General features: G+C 54.2%; 14 protein-coding genes. 10 read left to right on the forward strand and 4 right to left on the reverse strand.

Annotation, left to right across the window (positions count from 1 at the left end; all coding sequences use genetic code 11):
• Window positions 1–9: 9 nt before the first annotated feature.
• From ACWKXX_RS06730 to ACWKXX_RS06740, 3 genes are read left to right on the forward strand one after another with little or no spacing between them, the layout of a single operon-like run.
• Window positions 10–1,401, forward strand: a complete 1,392-nt coding sequence (locus ACWKXX_RS06730; RefSeq protein WP_017383437.1) for a PTS ascorbate transporter subunit IIC — start codon at window positions 10–12, stop codon at window positions 1,399–1,401.
• A complete protein-coding gene (locus ACWKXX_RS06735; protein WP_261666095.1) occupies window positions 1,398–2,228 on the forward strand; it encodes a transketolase in 831 nt (276 codons plus the stop codon). Before ACWKXX_RS06730 ends, ACWKXX_RS06735 begins: the two co-directional genes overlap by 4 nt.
• On the forward strand, window positions 2,221–3,174 hold the full coding sequence (locus ACWKXX_RS06740) for a transketolase family protein (RefSeq protein WP_015572265.1): 954 nt from the start codon (window positions 2,221–2,223) through the stop codon (window positions 3,172–3,174). The genes ACWKXX_RS06735 and ACWKXX_RS06740 overlap by 8 nt, the downstream gene beginning before the upstream one ends.
• Before the next feature lie 114 nt (window positions 3,175–3,288).
• On the opposite strand, the gene pta is transcribed toward ACWKXX_RS06740, so the two are convergent.
• Both pta and ackA read right to left on the reverse strand, forming a co-directional pair.
• Window positions 3,289–5,430 (reverse strand): phosphate acetyltransferase, encoded by a 2,142-nt coding sequence (gene pta / locus ACWKXX_RS06745; RefSeq protein ID WP_017383435.1) that lies wholly within the window; start codon window positions 5,428–5,430, stop codon window positions 3,289–3,291.
• Window positions 5,431–5,505: 75 nt separating this feature from the next.
• Window positions 5,506–6,708 carry an acetate kinase gene (gene ackA, locus ACWKXX_RS06750; protein ID WP_015572267.1) on the reverse strand — a complete coding sequence of 401 codons (1,203 nt, stop codon included), beginning with the start codon at window positions 6,706–6,708 and terminating at the stop codon, window positions 5,506–5,508.
• A gap of 337 nt (window positions 6,709–7,045) precedes the next feature.
• Here ackA and yfbV point away from each other — a divergent pair, with 337 nt between their 5' ends.
• From yfbV to ACWKXX_RS06770, 4 genes are all read left to right on the forward strand, one after another.
• A complete protein-coding gene (gene yfbV / locus ACWKXX_RS06755; RefSeq protein ID WP_017383434.1) occupies window positions 7,046–7,501 on the forward strand; it encodes a terminus macrodomain insulation protein YfbV in 456 nt (151 codons plus the stop codon).
• A 92-nt stretch (window positions 7,502–7,593) separates the two neighbouring features.
• Entirely contained in the window at window positions 7,594–8,088 is a 495-nt protein-coding gene (locus ACWKXX_RS06760) for a YfbU family protein (RefSeq protein ID WP_003861461.1), read from the forward strand.
• 11 nt (window positions 8,089–8,099) lie between these two features.
• Window positions 8,100–8,759: a sugar phosphatase gene (locus ACWKXX_RS06765; protein ID WP_045343814.1), complete on the forward strand. Its 660-nt coding sequence runs from the start codon at window positions 8,100–8,102 to the stop codon at window positions 8,757–8,759.
• A gap of 75 nt (window positions 8,760–8,834) precedes the next feature.
• Window positions 8,835–10,667 carry an SLC13 family permease gene (locus ACWKXX_RS06770; protein WP_261666096.1) on the forward strand — a complete coding sequence of 611 codons (1,833 nt, stop codon included), beginning with the start codon at window positions 8,835–8,837 and terminating at the stop codon, window positions 10,665–10,667.
• An 80-nt stretch (window positions 10,668–10,747) separates the two neighbouring features.
• Here ACWKXX_RS06770 and yfbR read toward each other — a convergent pair whose 3' ends face one another.
• Both yfbR and alaA read right to left on the reverse strand, forming a co-directional pair.
• On the reverse strand, window positions 10,748–11,347 hold the full coding sequence (gene yfbR / locus ACWKXX_RS06775; protein ID WP_003861468.1) for a 5'-deoxynucleotidase: 600 nt from the start codon (window positions 11,345–11,347) through the stop codon (window positions 10,748–10,750).
• Between the two features lie 117 nt (window positions 11,348–11,464).
• Window positions 11,465–12,679 (reverse strand): alanine transaminase AlaA, encoded by a 1,215-nt coding sequence (gene alaA, locus ACWKXX_RS06780; protein WP_003861471.1) that lies wholly within the window; start codon window positions 12,677–12,679, stop codon window positions 11,465–11,467.
• A gap of 937 nt (window positions 12,680–13,616) precedes the next feature.
• Here alaA and lrhA point away from each other — a divergent pair.
• The 3 genes from lrhA (at window position 13,617) to nuoB (ending at window position 16,317) form a co-directional block, all read left to right on the forward strand.
• Window positions 13,617–14,555, forward strand: coding sequence for a transcriptional regulator LrhA (gene lrhA / locus ACWKXX_RS06785; RefSeq protein ID WP_261666097.1), 939 nt, complete (start codon window positions 13,617–13,619; stop codon window positions 14,553–14,555).
• Window positions 14,556–15,186: 631 nt separating this feature from the next.
• Window positions 15,187–15,627, forward strand: a complete 441-nt coding sequence (gene nuoA / locus ACWKXX_RS06790) for an NADH-quinone oxidoreductase subunit NuoA (protein ID WP_003861475.1) — start codon at window positions 15,187–15,189, stop codon at window positions 15,625–15,627.
• Between the two features lie 15 nt (window positions 15,628–15,642).
• Window positions 15,643–16,317 (forward strand): NADH-quinone oxidoreductase subunit NuoB, encoded by a 675-nt coding sequence (nuoB, locus tag ACWKXX_RS06795; RefSeq protein ID WP_003861482.1) that lies wholly within the window; start codon window positions 15,643–15,645, stop codon window positions 16,315–16,317.
• The last annotated feature ends 18 nt before the right edge of the window (window positions 16,318–16,335 follow it).

Raw genomic sequence — 16,335 nt, forward strand, 5'->3', positions numbered from 1 at the left:
GAGGTGGATATGTTTATCCTTGAAACGCTGAATTTCGTTGTTGATATTTTAAAAGTCCCTTCAGTGCTGGTCGGGTTAATTGCTCTGATTGGTCTGGTGGCGCAGAAAAAAGCCTTTTCGGATGTGGTAAAAGGCACAATTAAAACCATACTCGGCTTTATTGTACTGGGCGGCGGCGCAACCGTGCTGGTGGGCTCTTTAAATCCGCTCGGCGGTATGTTTGAGCACGCCTTTAATATTCAGGGCATTATTCCCAACAATGAAGCTATTGTGTCGATTGCCCTGGAAAAATATGGCGCTTCCACCGCGCTCATTATGGCCTTCGGGATGGTGGCGAATATTATTGTTGCGCGCTTTACCCGCCTGAAATACATCTTCCTGACCGGGCATCACACCTTCTACATGGCATGCATGATCGGCGTGATCCTGACGGTTGCAGGCTTCGAGGGGGTCGGGCTGGTCTTTACCGGTTCGTTGATCCTCGGCCTGATTATGGCCTTCTTCCCGGCGATTGCGCAGCGCTATATGAAGCGTATTACCGGCAACGATGAGATCGCCTTCGGTCATTTCGGCACGCTGGGCTACGTGCTGTCCGGCTGGATTGGCAGCAAGGTCGGCAAAGGCTCACGCTCCACCGAAGAGATGAACCTGCCAAAGAACCTTAGCTTCCTGCGTGACAGTTCAATCTCCATCTCCCTGACCATGATGATTATCTACCTGATCATGGCGGTAAGCGCCGGACGTGAGTACGTAGAGGCCACCTTCAGCGGCGGCCAGAACTACCTGGTGTACGCCATCATTATGGCCATCACCTTCGCGGCAGGCGTGTTCATCATCTTGCAGGGCGTGCGCCTGATTCTGGCGGAAATCGTCCCGGCCTTTACCGGCTTCTCGGAAAAACTGGTGCCCAATGCGCGGCCTGCGCTGGACTGCCCGGTGGTCTACCCGTATGCGCCAAACGCGGTACTGATTGGCTTCCTGTTTAGCTTCCTCGGCGGGATTGTGGGCTTGTTCATCTGCGGTCAGTTTAGCTGGGTGCTGATCCTGCCGGGCGTGGTACCGCACTTCTTCACTGGCGCAACGGCAGGCGTGTTTGGTAACGCCACCGGCGGACGTCGCGGGGCGATGATTGGCGCGTTTGCTAACGGCCTGCTGATCACCTTCCTCCCGGTCCTGCTGCTGCCTGTTCTGGGCGCAATTGGCTTTGCGAATACGACCTTCTCGGACGCTGATTTTGGTGCGGTCGGGATTGTGCTGGGCAACCTGGCACGCTTCCTGTCGCCGCTTGCCATCACCGGACTGGTTGTTGTGTTGTTCGCGCTGCTGGTGGCCTACAACGTCTTCGCTAAAAACAAACCTGCCAGCGGTAACGCGCAGGAAAACCCCGGAGCCAAATCATGAATGAGAATGAAATAACCGACCTGGCGCGTCAGATCCGCCTTGAGACGCTGAAATCCCTTACGCAGCTGGGTTTTGGTCACTACGGCGGCAGCATGTCAGTCGTTGAAACGCTGACCGTTCTGTACGGCGCGGTGATGAAGATTGACCCGGCCGATCCGGACTGGCCAGAGCGCGATTACTTTGTGCTGTCGAAAGGCCATGCGGGGCCGGCGCTGTACAGCACGCTGGCGATTAAGGGCTACTTCCCGATTGAAGAGCTGAGCACGCTGAACCAGAACGGGACGCGTCTGCCAAGTCACCCGGATCGCCTGAAAACACGCGGCGTGGATGCCACCACCGGATCACTGGGGCAGGGGATCTCTATCGCTGGCGGCATGGCGCTGTCGCACAAGCTGGCAGGAAGGCCAAACCGGGTGTTTTGCATCGTTGGCGACGGAGAACTGAATGAAGGACAGTGCTGGGAAGCCTTCCAGTTTATCGCTCACCATCGACTGAACAATCTGACGGTATTCGTGGACTGGAACAAACAGCAGCTCGACGGCGAGCTGGACGAAATCATCAGCGCCTTCGACCTGGAAGGCAAATTCCGCGCCTTTGGTTTTGACGTGGTGACGGTGAAAGGGGATGACATTCCGGCGCTGCTGGAGGTGACCGCGCCGATCCCTGAGGCCGATGCGCGTCCGCGGGTGGTGATCCTCGACAGCATCAAAGGGCAGGGGGTGCCATACCTGGAACAGCTCAGCAACTCGCATCACCTGCGATTAACCGAGGAGAGCAAAGCGGCGCTTAACGAGACGATTCGCCAACTGGAGGCTTCACATGATTAAGGTTGCACCGACAGGACAGAAAGATGCCGTTGAGATGCGTAAGGTCTACGCGGGTTTTGTGGCAAAACAGATTGAGGCCGGGAGCGAGATCATTGCGCTCGAAGCGGATCTGATGAGTTCGATGGCGATGGACGGCGTAGCGCGTGATTATCCACAGCACGTCATCAACTGCGGCATTATGGAGGCCAACGTGATTGGGACGGCCGCCGGGCTGTCGCTCACCGGACGTAAGCCGTTCGTTCATACCTTTACCGCCTTTGCCAGCCGTCGCTGCTTTGACCAGCTGTTTATGTCCCTGGACTACCAGCGCAATAACGTGAAGGTGATTGCCTCGGATGCGGGCGTGACGGCCTGCCACAACGGTGGGACACATATGTCGTTCGAGGACATGGGCATTGTGCGCGGTCTGGCGCATTCAGTGGTGCTGGAGGTGACCGATGCGGTGATGTTCGAAGATGTGCTGCGTCAGCTTATCGACCTGGAAGGCTTTTACTGGGTGCGGACCATCCGTAAACAGGCGCCGAGCGTCTATGCCCCGGGGTCAACCTTCACCATCGGCAAGGGGAACGTGCTGCGCGAGGGAACCGATATTACCCTGATTGCTAACGGCATTATGGTGGCGGAAGCGCTGGAGGCGGCGCGCCAGCTGGAGCAGGAGGGGGTAAGCGCAGCGGTCATCGACATGTTTACCCTGAAGCCCATCGATCGGATGCTGGTGAAAAACTATGCCGAGAAAACCGGGCGTATTGTGACCTGCGAAAACCACAGCATTCACAACGGGCTGGGGTCGGCGGTGGCGGAAGTGCTGGTGGAAACCTGTCCGGTGCCTATGCGGCGGGTGGGGGTGAAGGAACGGTATGGTCAGGTGGGTACGCAGGACTTCTTGCAGAAGGAGTATGGCCTGACGGCACATGACATTGTGTCGGCGGCGCGGGAGTTGCTGTAATAAAAAAGGCGACCATTTGTGGTCGCCTTTTTGTTGCCCGGTGGCGCTCGCGCTTACCGGGCCTACGGTCCTGTAGGCCGGATAAGCGAAGCGCCATCCGGCAAGACCTTACAATTACTGCTGCTGCGAAGACTGGATCGCGGTCAGCGCGATGGTGTAGACGATATCGTCAACCAGCGCACCACGTGACAGGTCGTTCACAGGTTTGCGCATGCCTTGCAGCATTGGCCCGATAGAGATCAGGTCTGCTGAACGCTGTACCGCTTTATAGGTGGTGTTACCGGTGTTCAGATCCGGGAAGATGAACACGGTAGCGCGACCTGCAACCGGCGAGTTCGGCGCTTTGGATTTCGCCACGTCAGCCATTACCGCGGCATCGTACTGGAGCGGGCCGTCGATCATCAGATCCGGACGTTTTTCCTGTGCAATGCGGGTCGCTTCACGGACTTTCTCTACGTCACTACCTGCACCAGAGGTGCCGGTGGAGTAGGAGAGCATCGCGACGCGTGGTTCGATACCGAAGGCAATCGCGGAGTCCGCAGACTGGATAGCGATTTCTGCCAGCTGCTCTGCGGTTGGGTCCGGGTTGATCGCGCAGTCGCCGTAAACGTAAACCTGTTCAGGCAGCAGCATGAAGAACACGGAGGAGACCAGAGAGCTGCCCGGTGCAGTTTTGATCAGCTGCAACGGTGGACGGATGGTATTTGCGGTGGTGTGAACCGCACCGGAAACCAGACCGTCAACTTCGTCCTGCTCCAGCATCAGCGTACCCAGCACCACGTTGTCTTCCAGCTGCTCGCGCGCAACGGCTTCGGTCATGCCTTTGTTCTTACGCAGCTCAACCAGACGGGCAACGTAGCTTTCGCGGACCACGTCAGGATCAACGATTTCGATGCCCGCGCCGAGCTCAACGCCCTGAGACGCCGCAACGCGGTTGATCTCATCCGGGTTACCCAGCAGCACACAGGTCGCGATACCGCGCTCTGCACAGATGGCTGCCGCTTTAACGGTACGTGGTTCGTCGCCTTCTGGCAGAACCACGCGTTTGCCCGCTTTACGCGCCAGCTCGGTCAGCTGGTAACGGAAGGCTGGAGGAGATAGACGACGGCTGCGCTCGGAGGTCGCCGTCAGGGATTCGATCCAGTCTGCGTTGATGTAGCCCGCAACGTATTCCTGAACTTTCTCGATACGCTCGTGGTCATCAACCGGCACTTCGAGGTTGAAGCTTTGCAGGCTCAGGGAGGTCTGCCAGGTGTTAGTGTTCACCATGAAGACTGGCAGGCCAGTGGCGAACGCACGTTCGCACAGCTTGCTTACGCGTGGGTCCATCTCGTAGGCGCCGGTCAGCAGGATCGCGCCGATCTCCACGCCGTTCATCGCGGCCAGACAGGCTGCAACCAGCACGTCCGGACGGTCTGCGGAGGTTACCAGCAGGGAACCTGCACGGAAGTGCTCCAGCATGTGTGGAATGCTACGTGCGCAGAAAGTTACGGACTTCACGCGGCGGGTGTTGATATCGCCTTCGTTGATCACGGTGGCGTTCAGGTGACGCGCCATATCGATTGCACGGGTGGCAATCAGATCGAAGCTCCATGGCACCGCGCCCAGAACAGGCAGCGGGCTGGAATCCTGCAACTTAGCCGGGTCAACTTTGATGACTTTCGCTTTGGAAGAGTCGTCAAAAATTTCGGACAGGTCAGGACGCGTACGGCCCTGCTCATCTACTGGCGCGTTCAGCTTGTTAACAATCACGCCGGTGATGCTGGTGTTTTTCGCACCGCCGAAGCTGCTGCGCGTCAGTTCGATACGCTCTTTCAGCTGCTCTGGGGTATCCGTGCCCTGAGACATCACGAAAACGATCTCTGCGTTCAGGGTTTTCGCGATTTCAAAGTTCAGAGACTGGGCAAACTGGTGTTTACGGGTCGGGACCAGGCCTTCAACCAGCACCACTTCCGCGTCCTGCGCGTTTGCGTGGTAGTTGGCAATGATCTCTTCCATCAGCACGTCTTTCTGGTTGCTGGAGAGCAGAGATTCAACGTGGCTCATCTTCAGCGGTTCAGCCGCTGGCAGATTGGAGTTCTTGCGAACGATGGTGGTGGTCTGGTCTGGCGCATCGCCACCGGCACGTGGCTGGGCGATAGGCTTAAAGACGCTCAGACGAACGCCTTTGCGTTCCATAGCGCGGATCACGCCGAGGCTGACGCTGGTCAGGCCGACGCTGGTTCCGGTAGGGATCAGCATAATAGTACGGGACACGGTTTATCCTCTTTCGTTACCGCCGCGTTGGGCGGGTTACAAAACAGCACCGCCAGCATTGCTGGCGGTGTGGAATCAGGCAGTCAGGCGGTGCGCGTCTTGCGCGATGACCAGCTCTTCGTTAGTTGGGATAACGATAGCAGGGCGGGTGCCTTCTTTGTTGATGAAGCCAGACTTGCCGAAGCGGGCAGCCAGGTTACGCTCATGATCAACTTCGAAGCCCAGAACGCCCAGTTTGCCCAGGGACAGTTCACGTACCATTGCCGCGTTCTCACCGATACCGCCGGTGAAGATAACAGCATCCAGACGGCCTTCCATCAGCGCGGTGTAAGAACCGATGTACTTCGCCAGACGGTGGCAATAAACGTCCATTGCACGTTTAGCGTCAGCTTTTTCTGCGTAGTTGTCTTCAACGTAACGGCAGTCGCTGGTGACCTCGGTCAGGCCCAGCAGGCCAGACTCTTTGGTCAGCATTTTGTTGATGTCGTCAACGCTCATGCCCAGGGTGTCGTGCAGGTGGAAGATGATCGCCGGGTCGATATCACCGGAACGGGTACCCATCACCAGACCTTCCAGCGGGGTCAGACCCATAGAGGTGTCAACACACTTACCGTTGCGGATAGCGGAAACAGAACCACCGTTGCCCAGGTGGCAGGTGATGATGTTGACTTCTTCAACCGGCTTGTTCAGCACTTTTGCGGCTTCCTGAGTCACATAGAAGTGGCTGGTGCCGTGTGCGCCGTAACGACGGACGCCGTGCTCTTTGTACAGGCTGTATGGCAGGGCATAGAGGTAAGACTCTTCCGGCATGGTCTGATGGAACGCGGTATCAAACACGGCCACGTTTTTGTCTTTCAGACTCGGGAAGGATTTCAGTGCTTCAGCGATACCGATCAGGTGAGCCGGGTTATGCAGCGGTGCGAAAGACGCAGAGTCTTTGATACCCTGGATCACGGAGTCGTCGATTACCACGGAACTGGTGTATTTTTCGCCGCCGTGGACGATACGGTGACCAATTGCGGTCAGCTGAGCAGACAGTTCTGGTTTTTGTGCCAGAATAGTGTTAACGATAAAGTTCAGCGCTTCACTGTGAGCGGCGCCTGCACCTAAAGCCGCTTCTTGTTTGCTGCCGTCCATCTTCCACTTGATACGTGCTTCAGGCAGATGGAAACATTCGGCCAAACCAGAGAGGTACTCGTCACCGTTGAGCGCATCGATGATGGCGAATTTCAGTGAGGAGCTACCGCAGTTCAGAACCAGTACTAACTTACTCGACATGGAAGTACCTATTATTGATACGTGGCTAAAAAAACGTCAGTGAGTCTAAAAGCGTAACGCATGCTGACCCAGACATTTATGATTAACATCATGCCAAACAAACATTCTGGCAGGATGGAAGAAATACCTATGATTTTAAGCCATTTTGAACATTTTTCAGACAATGGCATAATATGCGATAATTTGACGAGTTAACGCTTATCGTCTACGGCCCTATCAGGCTGGCACAGGATACCCGATACGGGGTAGCGATGACAAAATATTTTGAACGTTGTCATAGCCTGTTGTGGTTTTGCACGAAAATTTTAATTTTTATATGTGAAGTTGAGGTACAGCCATGTCGACACCCGAAATCCCGTCCGTGAACTTTTTTAGTCTGTTTCGTCGGGGACAGCATTACGCAAAGACATGGCCGATGGAAAAGCGCCTCGCGCCCATGTTTATTGAAAATCGCACTATTCGCGCCACGCGCTATGCGATTCGCTTTATGCCCCCGATTGCCGTTTTTACCCTGTGCTGGCAGATAGCGTTAGGTGGACAGCTTGGCCCTGCCGTCGCGACGGCGCTTTTTGCTTTAAGCCTGCCGATGCAGGGGCTATGGTGGTTAGGCAAACGTTCCGTCACGCCACTTCCGCCTTCTGTTTTACACTGGTTTTATGAAGTGCGTGGAAAACTGGAGGAGGCGGGCCAGGCGCTGGCGCCGGTTGAAGGCAAGCCAGACTATCAGGCGCTGGCGGATACCCTCAAGCGTGCGTTTAAACAGCTTGATAAAACATTCCTCGATGACTTGTGATTGATCATCGAAACGACGACCAAAAGAAGGCACAGTAACAATCAGTTACCGTGTCTTTTTTTTACAGTGCAATGCGCTACAGGAGTCGAAAGATGGAAATGACCCATGCTCAACGTCTGATTTTGTCTAACCAGTACAAGATGATGACTATGCTTGATCCCGATAACGCTGCACGCTACAGCCGCCTGCAAACCATTGTTGAACGTGGTTTTGGCTTGCAGATGCGCGAACTGGATCGCGAATTTGGCGAACTGAAAGAGGAAACCTGCCGTATCGTTATCGACATCATGGAGATGTACCATGCGCTGCATGTGTCCTGGACCAATCTGAAGGACCAGCAGACCATTGACGAGCGCCGCGTGACGTTCCTGGGCTTTGATGCTGCGACGGAAGCGCGCTATCTGAGCTATGTACGCTTTATGGTGAATACCGAAGGGCGTTACACCCATTTTGATGCGGGTACGCACGGCTTCAACGCCCAGACCCCGATGTGGGATAAGTATCAACGTATGCTGAGCGCGTGGCACGCCTGTCCGCGTCAGTACCATTTAAGCAGCAACGAAATTCAACAAATCATTAATGCCTGACGGAGGTGCGTGTGCAGTGTAAAGGTTTTCTGTTTGATCTGGACGGTACGCTGGTGGATTCGCTACCGGTGGTGGAGCGCTCGTGGTGCCACTGGGCCGACCGGCACGACATCGACCATCAGGACGTACTGAATTTCATCCATGGCAAACAGGCCATTACCTCATTGCGGCACTTCCTTGCGGGACGTTCTGAGGAAGAGATTCAGGCGGAGTTCCGCTATCTTGAGCAGATTGAAGCTACCGATACCGAAGGCATCACCGCGCTGCCCGGTGCGCGTGAACTGCTTGAGCACCTGAATGAAGCGCAGATCCCGTGGGCTATCGTCACCTCCGGCTCGGTTCCCGTCGCGCATGCCCGTCATAAGGCGGCAGGTTTACCGACGCCGGACGTATTCATTACCGCTGAGCGCGTGAAGCGCGGCAAGCCTGAACCGGATGCGTTTCTGCTCGGCGCTGAACTGCTTGGCCTTGCGCCAGCGGAGTGCGTGGTGGTGGAAGACGCGGCGGCAGGCGTGCTGGCCGGGCTGAACGCCGGAAGCCACGTCATTGCCGTTAACGTCCCGGCGGGTTCCCCCCGGCTGGAGGAGGCGGATTTTGTGCTTAACACCCTGACCGCCATCGACGTCTCGAAGGCGTCAGACGGAGTTGTAACCGTCTCGCTAAAAATGTAATCCCATGATATAGCCCCGCATTACCGGGGCTTTTTTATGGCAGAATTGCTTCTCCTCCACTGACAAGGACATGTTGTGAACGGTGAACTGATTTGGGTCCTGAGCCTGCTGTTAATCGCCATCATTCTTTTTGCCACGGGCAAGGTGCGCATGGATGCCGTCGCCCTGTTTGTGATTGTCGCATTCATTCTGAGCGGTACCCTTTCCCTGCCGGAAGCCTTTTCCGGGTTTAGCGATCCCAACGTTATTTTGATTGCCGCCCTGTTTATTATTGGCGACGGGCTGGTACGCACCGGCGTGGCGACGATGATGGGGTCGTGGTTGGTTAAGGTGGCGGGCAGCAGCGAAACCAAAATGCTGATTTACCTGATGCTGACGGTCGCCGGGCTGGGCGCGTTTATGAGCTCTACGGGCGTCGTGGCCATCTTTATTCCGGTCGTGCTGAGCGTCTGCATGAGGATGCAGATCTCCCCGTCGCGGCTGATGATGCCGTTGAGCTTCGCCGGGCTCATCAGCGGCATGATGACGCTGGTCGCGACGCCGCCGAACCTCGTCGTGAACAGCGAACTGATCCGTGAGGGGCTTGAGGGGTTTAGCTTTTTCAGCGTTACGCCGATCGGGCTGGTGGTACTGGTGATGGGCATTATCTATATGCTATTGACCCGTTTCGCGCTGAAAGGGGAGAAGCAGGATAAAGCCAAAGAGGGCTGGAAGCGGCGCTCTTTCCGCGATCTGATTAAAGAGTATCGTCTGACCGGGCGTGCCCGACGTCTGGCTATCCGCCCGGGATCGCCTATGGTGGGGCAGCGGCTGGATGACCTTAAGCTACGTGAACGCAATGGCGCGAACGTCATCGGGGTTGAGCGCTGGCGTCGTTTTCGTCGGGTGATCGTTAACGTGAACGGGGTGTCAGAGTTTCGCGCGCGTGACGTCCTGCTGATTGATATGTCCACCGCAGACGTGGATCTGCGGGAGTTTTGTAGCGAGCAGCTGCTGGAGCCGATGGTCCTGCGCGGCGAGTATTTCTCTGACCAGGCGCTGGATGTGGGAATGGCCGAGGTGTCGCTGATCCCGGAATCGGAATTATTGGGCAAAACCGTGCGTGAAATCGGCTTTCGTACCCGCTATGGCCTCAACGTGGTGGGCCTGAAGCGCGATGGCGTAGCCCTTGAAGGGGCGGTGGTGGATGAGCCGATCCTGCTGGGGGATATCTTCCTCGTGGTCGGCAACTGGAAACTGATTAGCCAGCTCGGGCAGAAAGGCCGCGATTTTGTGGTGCTGAATATGCCGATTGAAGAGAACGATGCATCACCGGCGCACAGCCAGGCGCCCCATGCGATTTTTTGCCTGGTATTGATGGTCGCGCTGATGCTGACGGACGAGATCCCTAACCCGGTGGCGGCGATAATCGCCTGTCTGTTAATGGGCAAATTCCGCTGTATTGACGCCGAAAGCGCTTACAAAGCGATTCACTGGCCGAGCATCATTCTCATCGTCGGGATGATGCCCTTCGCCCTGGCGCTACAGAAAACCGGCGGGGTGGATTTGATCGTGAAAGGCTTAATGGACGCGGGCGGGGGATATGGTCCGTACCTGATGATGGTTTGCCTGTTCGTCATGTGTGCCACCATCGGTTTGTTCATCTCCAATACCGCAACGGCGGTGCTGATGGCGCCCATTGCGCTGGCGATGGCAAAATCGATGGGCGTTTCGCCGTATCCGTTTGCGATGATCGTTGCGATGGCGGCGTCAGCGGCATTTATGACGCCGGTCTCTTCCCCGGTCAATACGCTGGTGCTGGGGCCCGGGAATTATAGGTTCAGTGATTTCGTGAAGCTGGGTGTGCCGTTCACCGTGCTGGTGATGGTGGTGTGCGTGGTATTGATACCGGTCCTGTTTCCGTTCTGAGCATTTTGCCGGGTGGCGGCTACGCCTTACCCGGCCTACAACCCCGTAGGCCCTGCAAGCGCAGCGCCGCTGGGCGAAAATCAGAGTGGCGAATCCTGGCTAATCTCATCCAGCGACAAATGGAAGCTCGGCACAAACACGCGCATAAAGTAGTCCATCTCTTCGCTGCGACGGGATTCCAGCGTTTTTTCCAGACGCGTTTTTGCCAGTAAAAATTCGTTATTCCCGGCGGATAACTCTTCCAGACACTTCAGGTAGGCGCACAGCGCATCGGCCTGCTTAACCAGGGATTTCTCCTCTTCCGTATACTGATGCTCATCGATCAGCGGCCCGAAGATATCGCGCAGCTCTTCAGGCACCATGTCGATCAGCTTCTGCTGGGCAATCTTCTCAATGGCCTTATATTCCTGGGCAATCTGCGAGTTGAAATATTTCACCGGCGTAGGCAGATCCCCGGTCAGCACTTCCGATGCATCGTGATACATCGCCAGCAGGGCGATACGTTCGGCATTCACCTGCCCGTTGAATTTGCGGTTTTTAATCGCGGCCAGCGCGTGCGCGACCATGGCAACCTGCAAACTGTGCTCAGACACATTTTCAGTACGCACATTGCGCATCAGCGGCCAGCGGTTGATGAGTTTCAGGCGGGAGAGGTGGGCAAAGAAATGACTCTGACTCATAGGTTACCTTATGTCTTCACTGCGACAGACTTCATTGTGCGGGGAGGGGAGGGAAGATGCAAATTTGCGGATGTTGTAGGCCGGGTAAGCGCAGCGCTACCCGGCGAAAAGTCAGCGTTACTGATGGTACCCGGAGAGGAAGCGCCCGAAGCGGCTGATGGCCATCTCGAGATCGTCTTCGCGCGGCAGGGTGACGATACGCACGTGATCCGGCCACGGCCAGTTAAACGCCGTCCCCTGAACCAGTAGCACTTTTTCCTGCAACAGGAAGTCGAGCACCATTTTCTGGTCGTCGTGAATATTGAAGCGCTTCGCGTCGATTTTCGGGAACATGTACAGCGCGCCGTTAGGCTTCACGCAGGAGACGCCCGGAATATCATTAATCAATTCCCATGCGCGGTTGCGCTGTTCATACAGGCGGCCGCCTGGAACGATAAACTCGCTGATGCTTTGATAGCCGCCGAGTGCTGTCTGGATCGCATGTTGCGCCGGTACGTTGGCGCACAGACGCATGGATGCCAGCATCTCCAGCCCTTCAATGTAGCCTTTCGCATGTTTTTTCGGACCGTTCAGTACCATCCAGCCCTGACGGAAACCGGCAACGCGGTAAGTTTTAGACAGTCCGTTAAAGGTGACCGTCAGCAGATCGGGCGCCAGCGCAGCGATAGAGTGGTGCTGCGCCGCGTCGTACAGGATCTTGTCGTAAATCTCGTCGGCAAAGATGATCAGGTTGTGCTGGCGGGCGATCTCGACGATCTCCATCAGCAGCTCTTTTGAATAGACCGCACCCGTCGGGTTATTCGGGTTAATGATCACGATACCCCGGGTGCGCGGGGTAATTTTGGCGCGAATATCATCCAGATCCGGGAACCAGTCAGAGGATTCGTCGCACAGGTAGTGCACCGCTTTACCGCTGGACAGGGACACCGCAGCCGTCCACAGCGGATAATCCGGGGCAGGAACCAGCATTTCATCGCCGCTGTTCAGGAGCGCCTGCATCGCCTGAACGATCAGCTCCGAGACACCGTTGCCAATGTAGATATCTTCAACGGTGACGTCGCGCATACCGCGAGCCTGATAGTGCTGCATGATGGCTTTACGGGCGGAATAAAGCCCTTTTGAATCGCAGTAGCCTTGTGCAGTGGGCAGGTTACGGATCACATCCACCAGGATCTCATCCGGCGCTTCAAAACCAAATGGCGCGGGGTTGCCGATGTTGAGTTTCAGAACCTTATTGCCTTCCTCTTCAAGGCGTTTTGCCTCTTTGAGTACCGGGCCACGGATGTCGTAACAGACGTTGTCGAGCTTGCTGGATTTTTCGATAGGGGACATGAACCTTTAACCTTTTCGCTATTATTGCAACTTCCTGCCGTGGAAGTGAGCACGGAACAATGTACTCCCACCGCGCTTCGTTTTGAAGGGCGCACAGAAGAAGATTTCGTCCAACCGGGCAATGCCGCGGTGATCGCTTACTCTAACGACGGAGTGATTTTGTGTCTGAATTTATCGTGATAAAGAGGGAGATTGGGTTGTTTGTGCTAAAAATTTCATATAAAGATGAATATTATTCTGGAATAAATAAAAAGACGATTCGGGCTGATGCATTAGTCCCCCTGAGTGACCATTCGTAAAACCTGAATGCTGAGATACCGATTGCCATATTAGCAAAGCCAGGTTAAAAGTTACTCATGTGAAATTAATGTTAAGGGTTATTAATGAATGGCCTGAATCTAAATTAAACTTTATTTATTATTAACGACGAAAATGCAACTTTCGTTAATTTTAATAAAAAGAGTGTAGTTGCTTATCATTGGCGGTAAATCCTTAATATTGCAATAAGACTTATAAATATAGTGGATTTGGGTTAAGATGTGTTTCGGGAATGCAGCATAGCGATAGGCCTGTTACGTATATCGGATACTGCTTTCCTGTATTAATCGATTGTTATTGTTAAAATTATCTCTGGCTGATTGGGTAAGTCACATCTTGCTACGTTGCCAACGCTGCGATATAGATGGCAGAAAACATGTCTTACTCTTTATGGTATTAACATCGACCTGCAAACAACGAAATATCCTGGACGCAAGAGAATAAAAATAACGTCATGAAACGTGATTTCTGACTGGTGATATACCGCAGTACAATAACTATCTGTCAGGCAGTCTGCCGGGCCGGGATGCGAGGGAAACTCTTCAGAAGGAATTGCTTAACTGTTACACACAGCTTCAACCCGGGCAGCTCCGCACGAGCAACCTGAAAGTGAAAAGATATGATAAATGCAAATCGTCCGATAATGAATCTCGACCTCGATCTGCTGAGAACGTTTGTTGCGGTCGCCGATCTCAACACTTTTGCAGCAGCTGCTGCCGCCGTTTGCCGTACCCAGTCCGCCGTGAGTCAGCAAATGCAGCGGCTGGAACAACTGGTTGGTAAAGAGCTTTTTGCGCGTCATGGACGTAATAAGCTTTTAACAGAACATGGTATTCAGCTTCTGGGTTATGCCAGAAAGATACTGCGCTTTAATGATGAAGCCTGTATATCATTAATGTTTAGCAACCTTCAGGGAGTGTTAACATTAGGGGCGTCAGATGAATCAGCAGATACCATTTTACCCTTCCTTCTCAACCGAATTAGCTCGGTTTATCCGAAGCTTGCCCTGGACGTTAGCGTTAAACGCAATGCCTTCATGGTTGAGATGCTGAAAGAAAACGAGGTTGACCTGGTGGTCACCACGCATCGACCTGGCCAGTTTGACAGCCTGACGCTGCGTACTTCTCCAACGCACTGGTACTGTGCCGCGGAGTATGTATTGCAGAAAGGTGAGCCGATACCCCTGGTCCTGCTGGACGATCCGAGTCCGTTCCGCGATATGGTGCTGGCTGCGCTCAACGAAGCCGGTATTCCATGGCGCCTGGCGTACGTGGCGTCAACCTTGCCCGCAGTGCGAGCGGCGGTGAAGGCCGGGCTTGGCGTAACGGCCCGTCCGGTGGAGATGATGAGCCCCGATCTGCGTGTGCTGGGTCAATCCGAGGGACTCCCGTCGTTGCCGGATACGGAGTACCTGCTGTGCCATAACGCCGCCAGCAACAACGAGCTGGCAAAAGTGGTGTTCGAGGCAATGGAAAACTACCACAATCCATGGCAGTACGCGCCTGTTACTCCCGAAGGAGGGGACGACTCCCTGATCGTGGAAGGGGATTTTGAGTGATCATTCCCTCAAAATTCTCGTAACAAAATGTAAGTGCAAAAAAGAGCCACTCGCATGATTTTTTCCTGCGAGTGGTTTTTTTTGCTATTCATAACCGTGAACGGAGCAGGGATGAAGCAAATACCGCTTATTTATCAATGCAGAAAATGTTTTTGGTTAAGATGTAAACAATACCTGTTCTAACTTACCTCATACCCCGCCGATGTTAAAAAAACAGGAAATATGTTGCTGTTTTTTTGATTGAATTAACAAAAGCGTGTCTCAGATCAAGAAAATACTCCCATTTGGGGGGAGGAATCGTTGGCAAATCCTGTCAAAATAGGAGGGTTATTTTTTTTACTTCCAAAACGGACACGATTCAACAAGATGCATTTGACGGAAAGTCATGTACCCACCAGGGTTAAAGGGCACCAAATGTTAATGAGAATCGCACGTTGTAATTTAATGTGAAGAAACCTTTGTTAAAGTTGACAAAAGGTTATAGAAAGGAGTAAAAAACCCCATCATTTTGCTGTCTATGTCTCATTTCTGACAGTTAGTGTAAGGTTATTTTGTTCCTCCCCATGAATCGATGTGATGCCCATCTGCCAGCAAGAGCAGTGTCGTCGGTATCACTTTTGATGAGTAAGCAATGAGTATGTCAACATCCACAGAAGTCATCGCTCATCACTGGGCATTCGCAATCTTTCTTATTGTAGCCATTGGCCTGTGCTGCCTGATGTTAGTCGGCGGCTGGTTCCTGGGCGGTCGCGCCCGCGCAAGGCACAAAAACACACCTTTCGAATCAGGTATTGATTCAGTAGGTACCGCTCGCTTACGCCTGTCTGCCAAGTTCTACCTGGTAGCCATGTTCTTCGTCATTTTTGACGTGGAAGCGCTTTACCTCTTCGCGTGGTCTACCTCCATTCGCGAAAGTGGTTGGGTGGGCTTTGTCGAGGCCGCAATTTTCATTTTAGTGTTACTGGCCGGTCTGGTTTATCTGGTGCGTATTGGCGCGCTGGACTGGACACCTGTGCGTTCACGCCGTGAACACATCAACCCGGAAAACAGTATCTCTAATCGTCAGCAGTAACAGCGAGGCAATAAGATGGATTATACGCTCACCCGCATAGATCCTAACGGTGAGAATGACCGTTACCCCCTGCAAAAACAGGAGATCGTAACCGACCCCCTGGAGCAAGAAGTCAACAAAAGCGTGTACATGGGCAAGCTCGAACATGCCATGCACGACATGGTCAACTGGGGTCGTAAGAACTCCATCTGGCCATACAACTTTGGCCTTTCTTGCTGCTACGTTGAAATGGTGACGTCATTCACTGCGGTGCATGACGTTGCGCGTTTTGGGGCCGAGGTACTGCGTGCTTCTCCACGTCAGGCTGACCTGATGGTGGTGGCCGGGACCTGCTTTACCAAGATGGCACCGGTTATTCAGCGTCTTTATGACCAGATGCTGGAGCCAAAATGGGTTATCTCCATGGGCGCATGTGCAAACTCCGGCGGTATGTACGACATTTATTCCGTTGTGCAGGGCGTTGATAAGTTCATTCCGGTGGATGTGTACATCCCGGGCTGCCCGCCGCGTCCAGAGGCCTATATGCAGGCGCTGATGCTGCTCCAGGAGTCAATTGGTAAAGAACGCCGCCCGCTTTCATGGGTTGTTGGCGATCAGGGTGTCTATCGCGCGAACATGCAGTCTGAGCGCGAGCGTAAACGTGGTGAACGTATTGCCGTCACCAACCTGCGTACGCCTGACGAAATTTAATTTGCGCCTGTGGGCCTG

It is taken from the genome of Enterobacter sp. UPMP2061, from assembly GCF_053709615.1.

Coding starts and splice junctions, on each gene's coding strand:
- ACWKXX_RS06730 (WP_017383437.1), top strand. CDS start 10: ATGTTTATCCTTGAAACGCTGAATTTCGTTGTTGATATTTTAAAAGTC.
- ACWKXX_RS06735 (WP_261666095.1), top strand. CDS start 1,398: ATGAATGAGAATGAAATAACCGACCTGGCGCGTCAGATCCGCCTTGAG.
- ACWKXX_RS06740 (WP_015572265.1), top strand. CDS start 2,221: ATGATTAAGGTTGCACCGACAGGACAGAAAGATGCCGTTGAGATGCGT.
- ackA (WP_015572267.1), bottom strand. CDS start 6,708: ATGTCGAGTAAGTTAGTACTGGTTCTGAACTGCGGTAGCTCCTCACTG.
- yfbV (WP_017383434.1), top strand. CDS start 7,046: ATGTCGACACCCGAAATCCCGTCCGTGAACTTTTTTAGTCTGTTTCGT.
- ACWKXX_RS06760 (WP_003861461.1), top strand. CDS start 7,594: ATGGAAATGACCCATGCTCAACGTCTGATTTTGTCTAACCAGTACAAG.
- yfbR (WP_003861468.1), bottom strand. CDS start 11,347: ATGAGTCAGAGTCATTTCTTTGCCCACCTCTCCCGCCTGAAACTCATC.
- alaA (WP_003861471.1), bottom strand. CDS start 12,679: ATGTCCCCTATCGAAAAATCCAGCAAGCTCGACAACGTCTGTTACGAC.
- lrhA (WP_261666097.1), top strand. CDS start 13,617: ATGATAAATGCAAATCGTCCGATAATGAATCTCGACCTCGATCTGCTG.
- nuoA (WP_003861475.1), top strand. CDS start 15,187: ATGAGTATGTCAACATCCACAGAAGTCATCGCTCATCACTGGGCATTC.
- nuoB (WP_003861482.1), top strand. CDS start 15,643: ATGGATTATACGCTCACCCGCATAGATCCTAACGGTGAGAATGACCGT.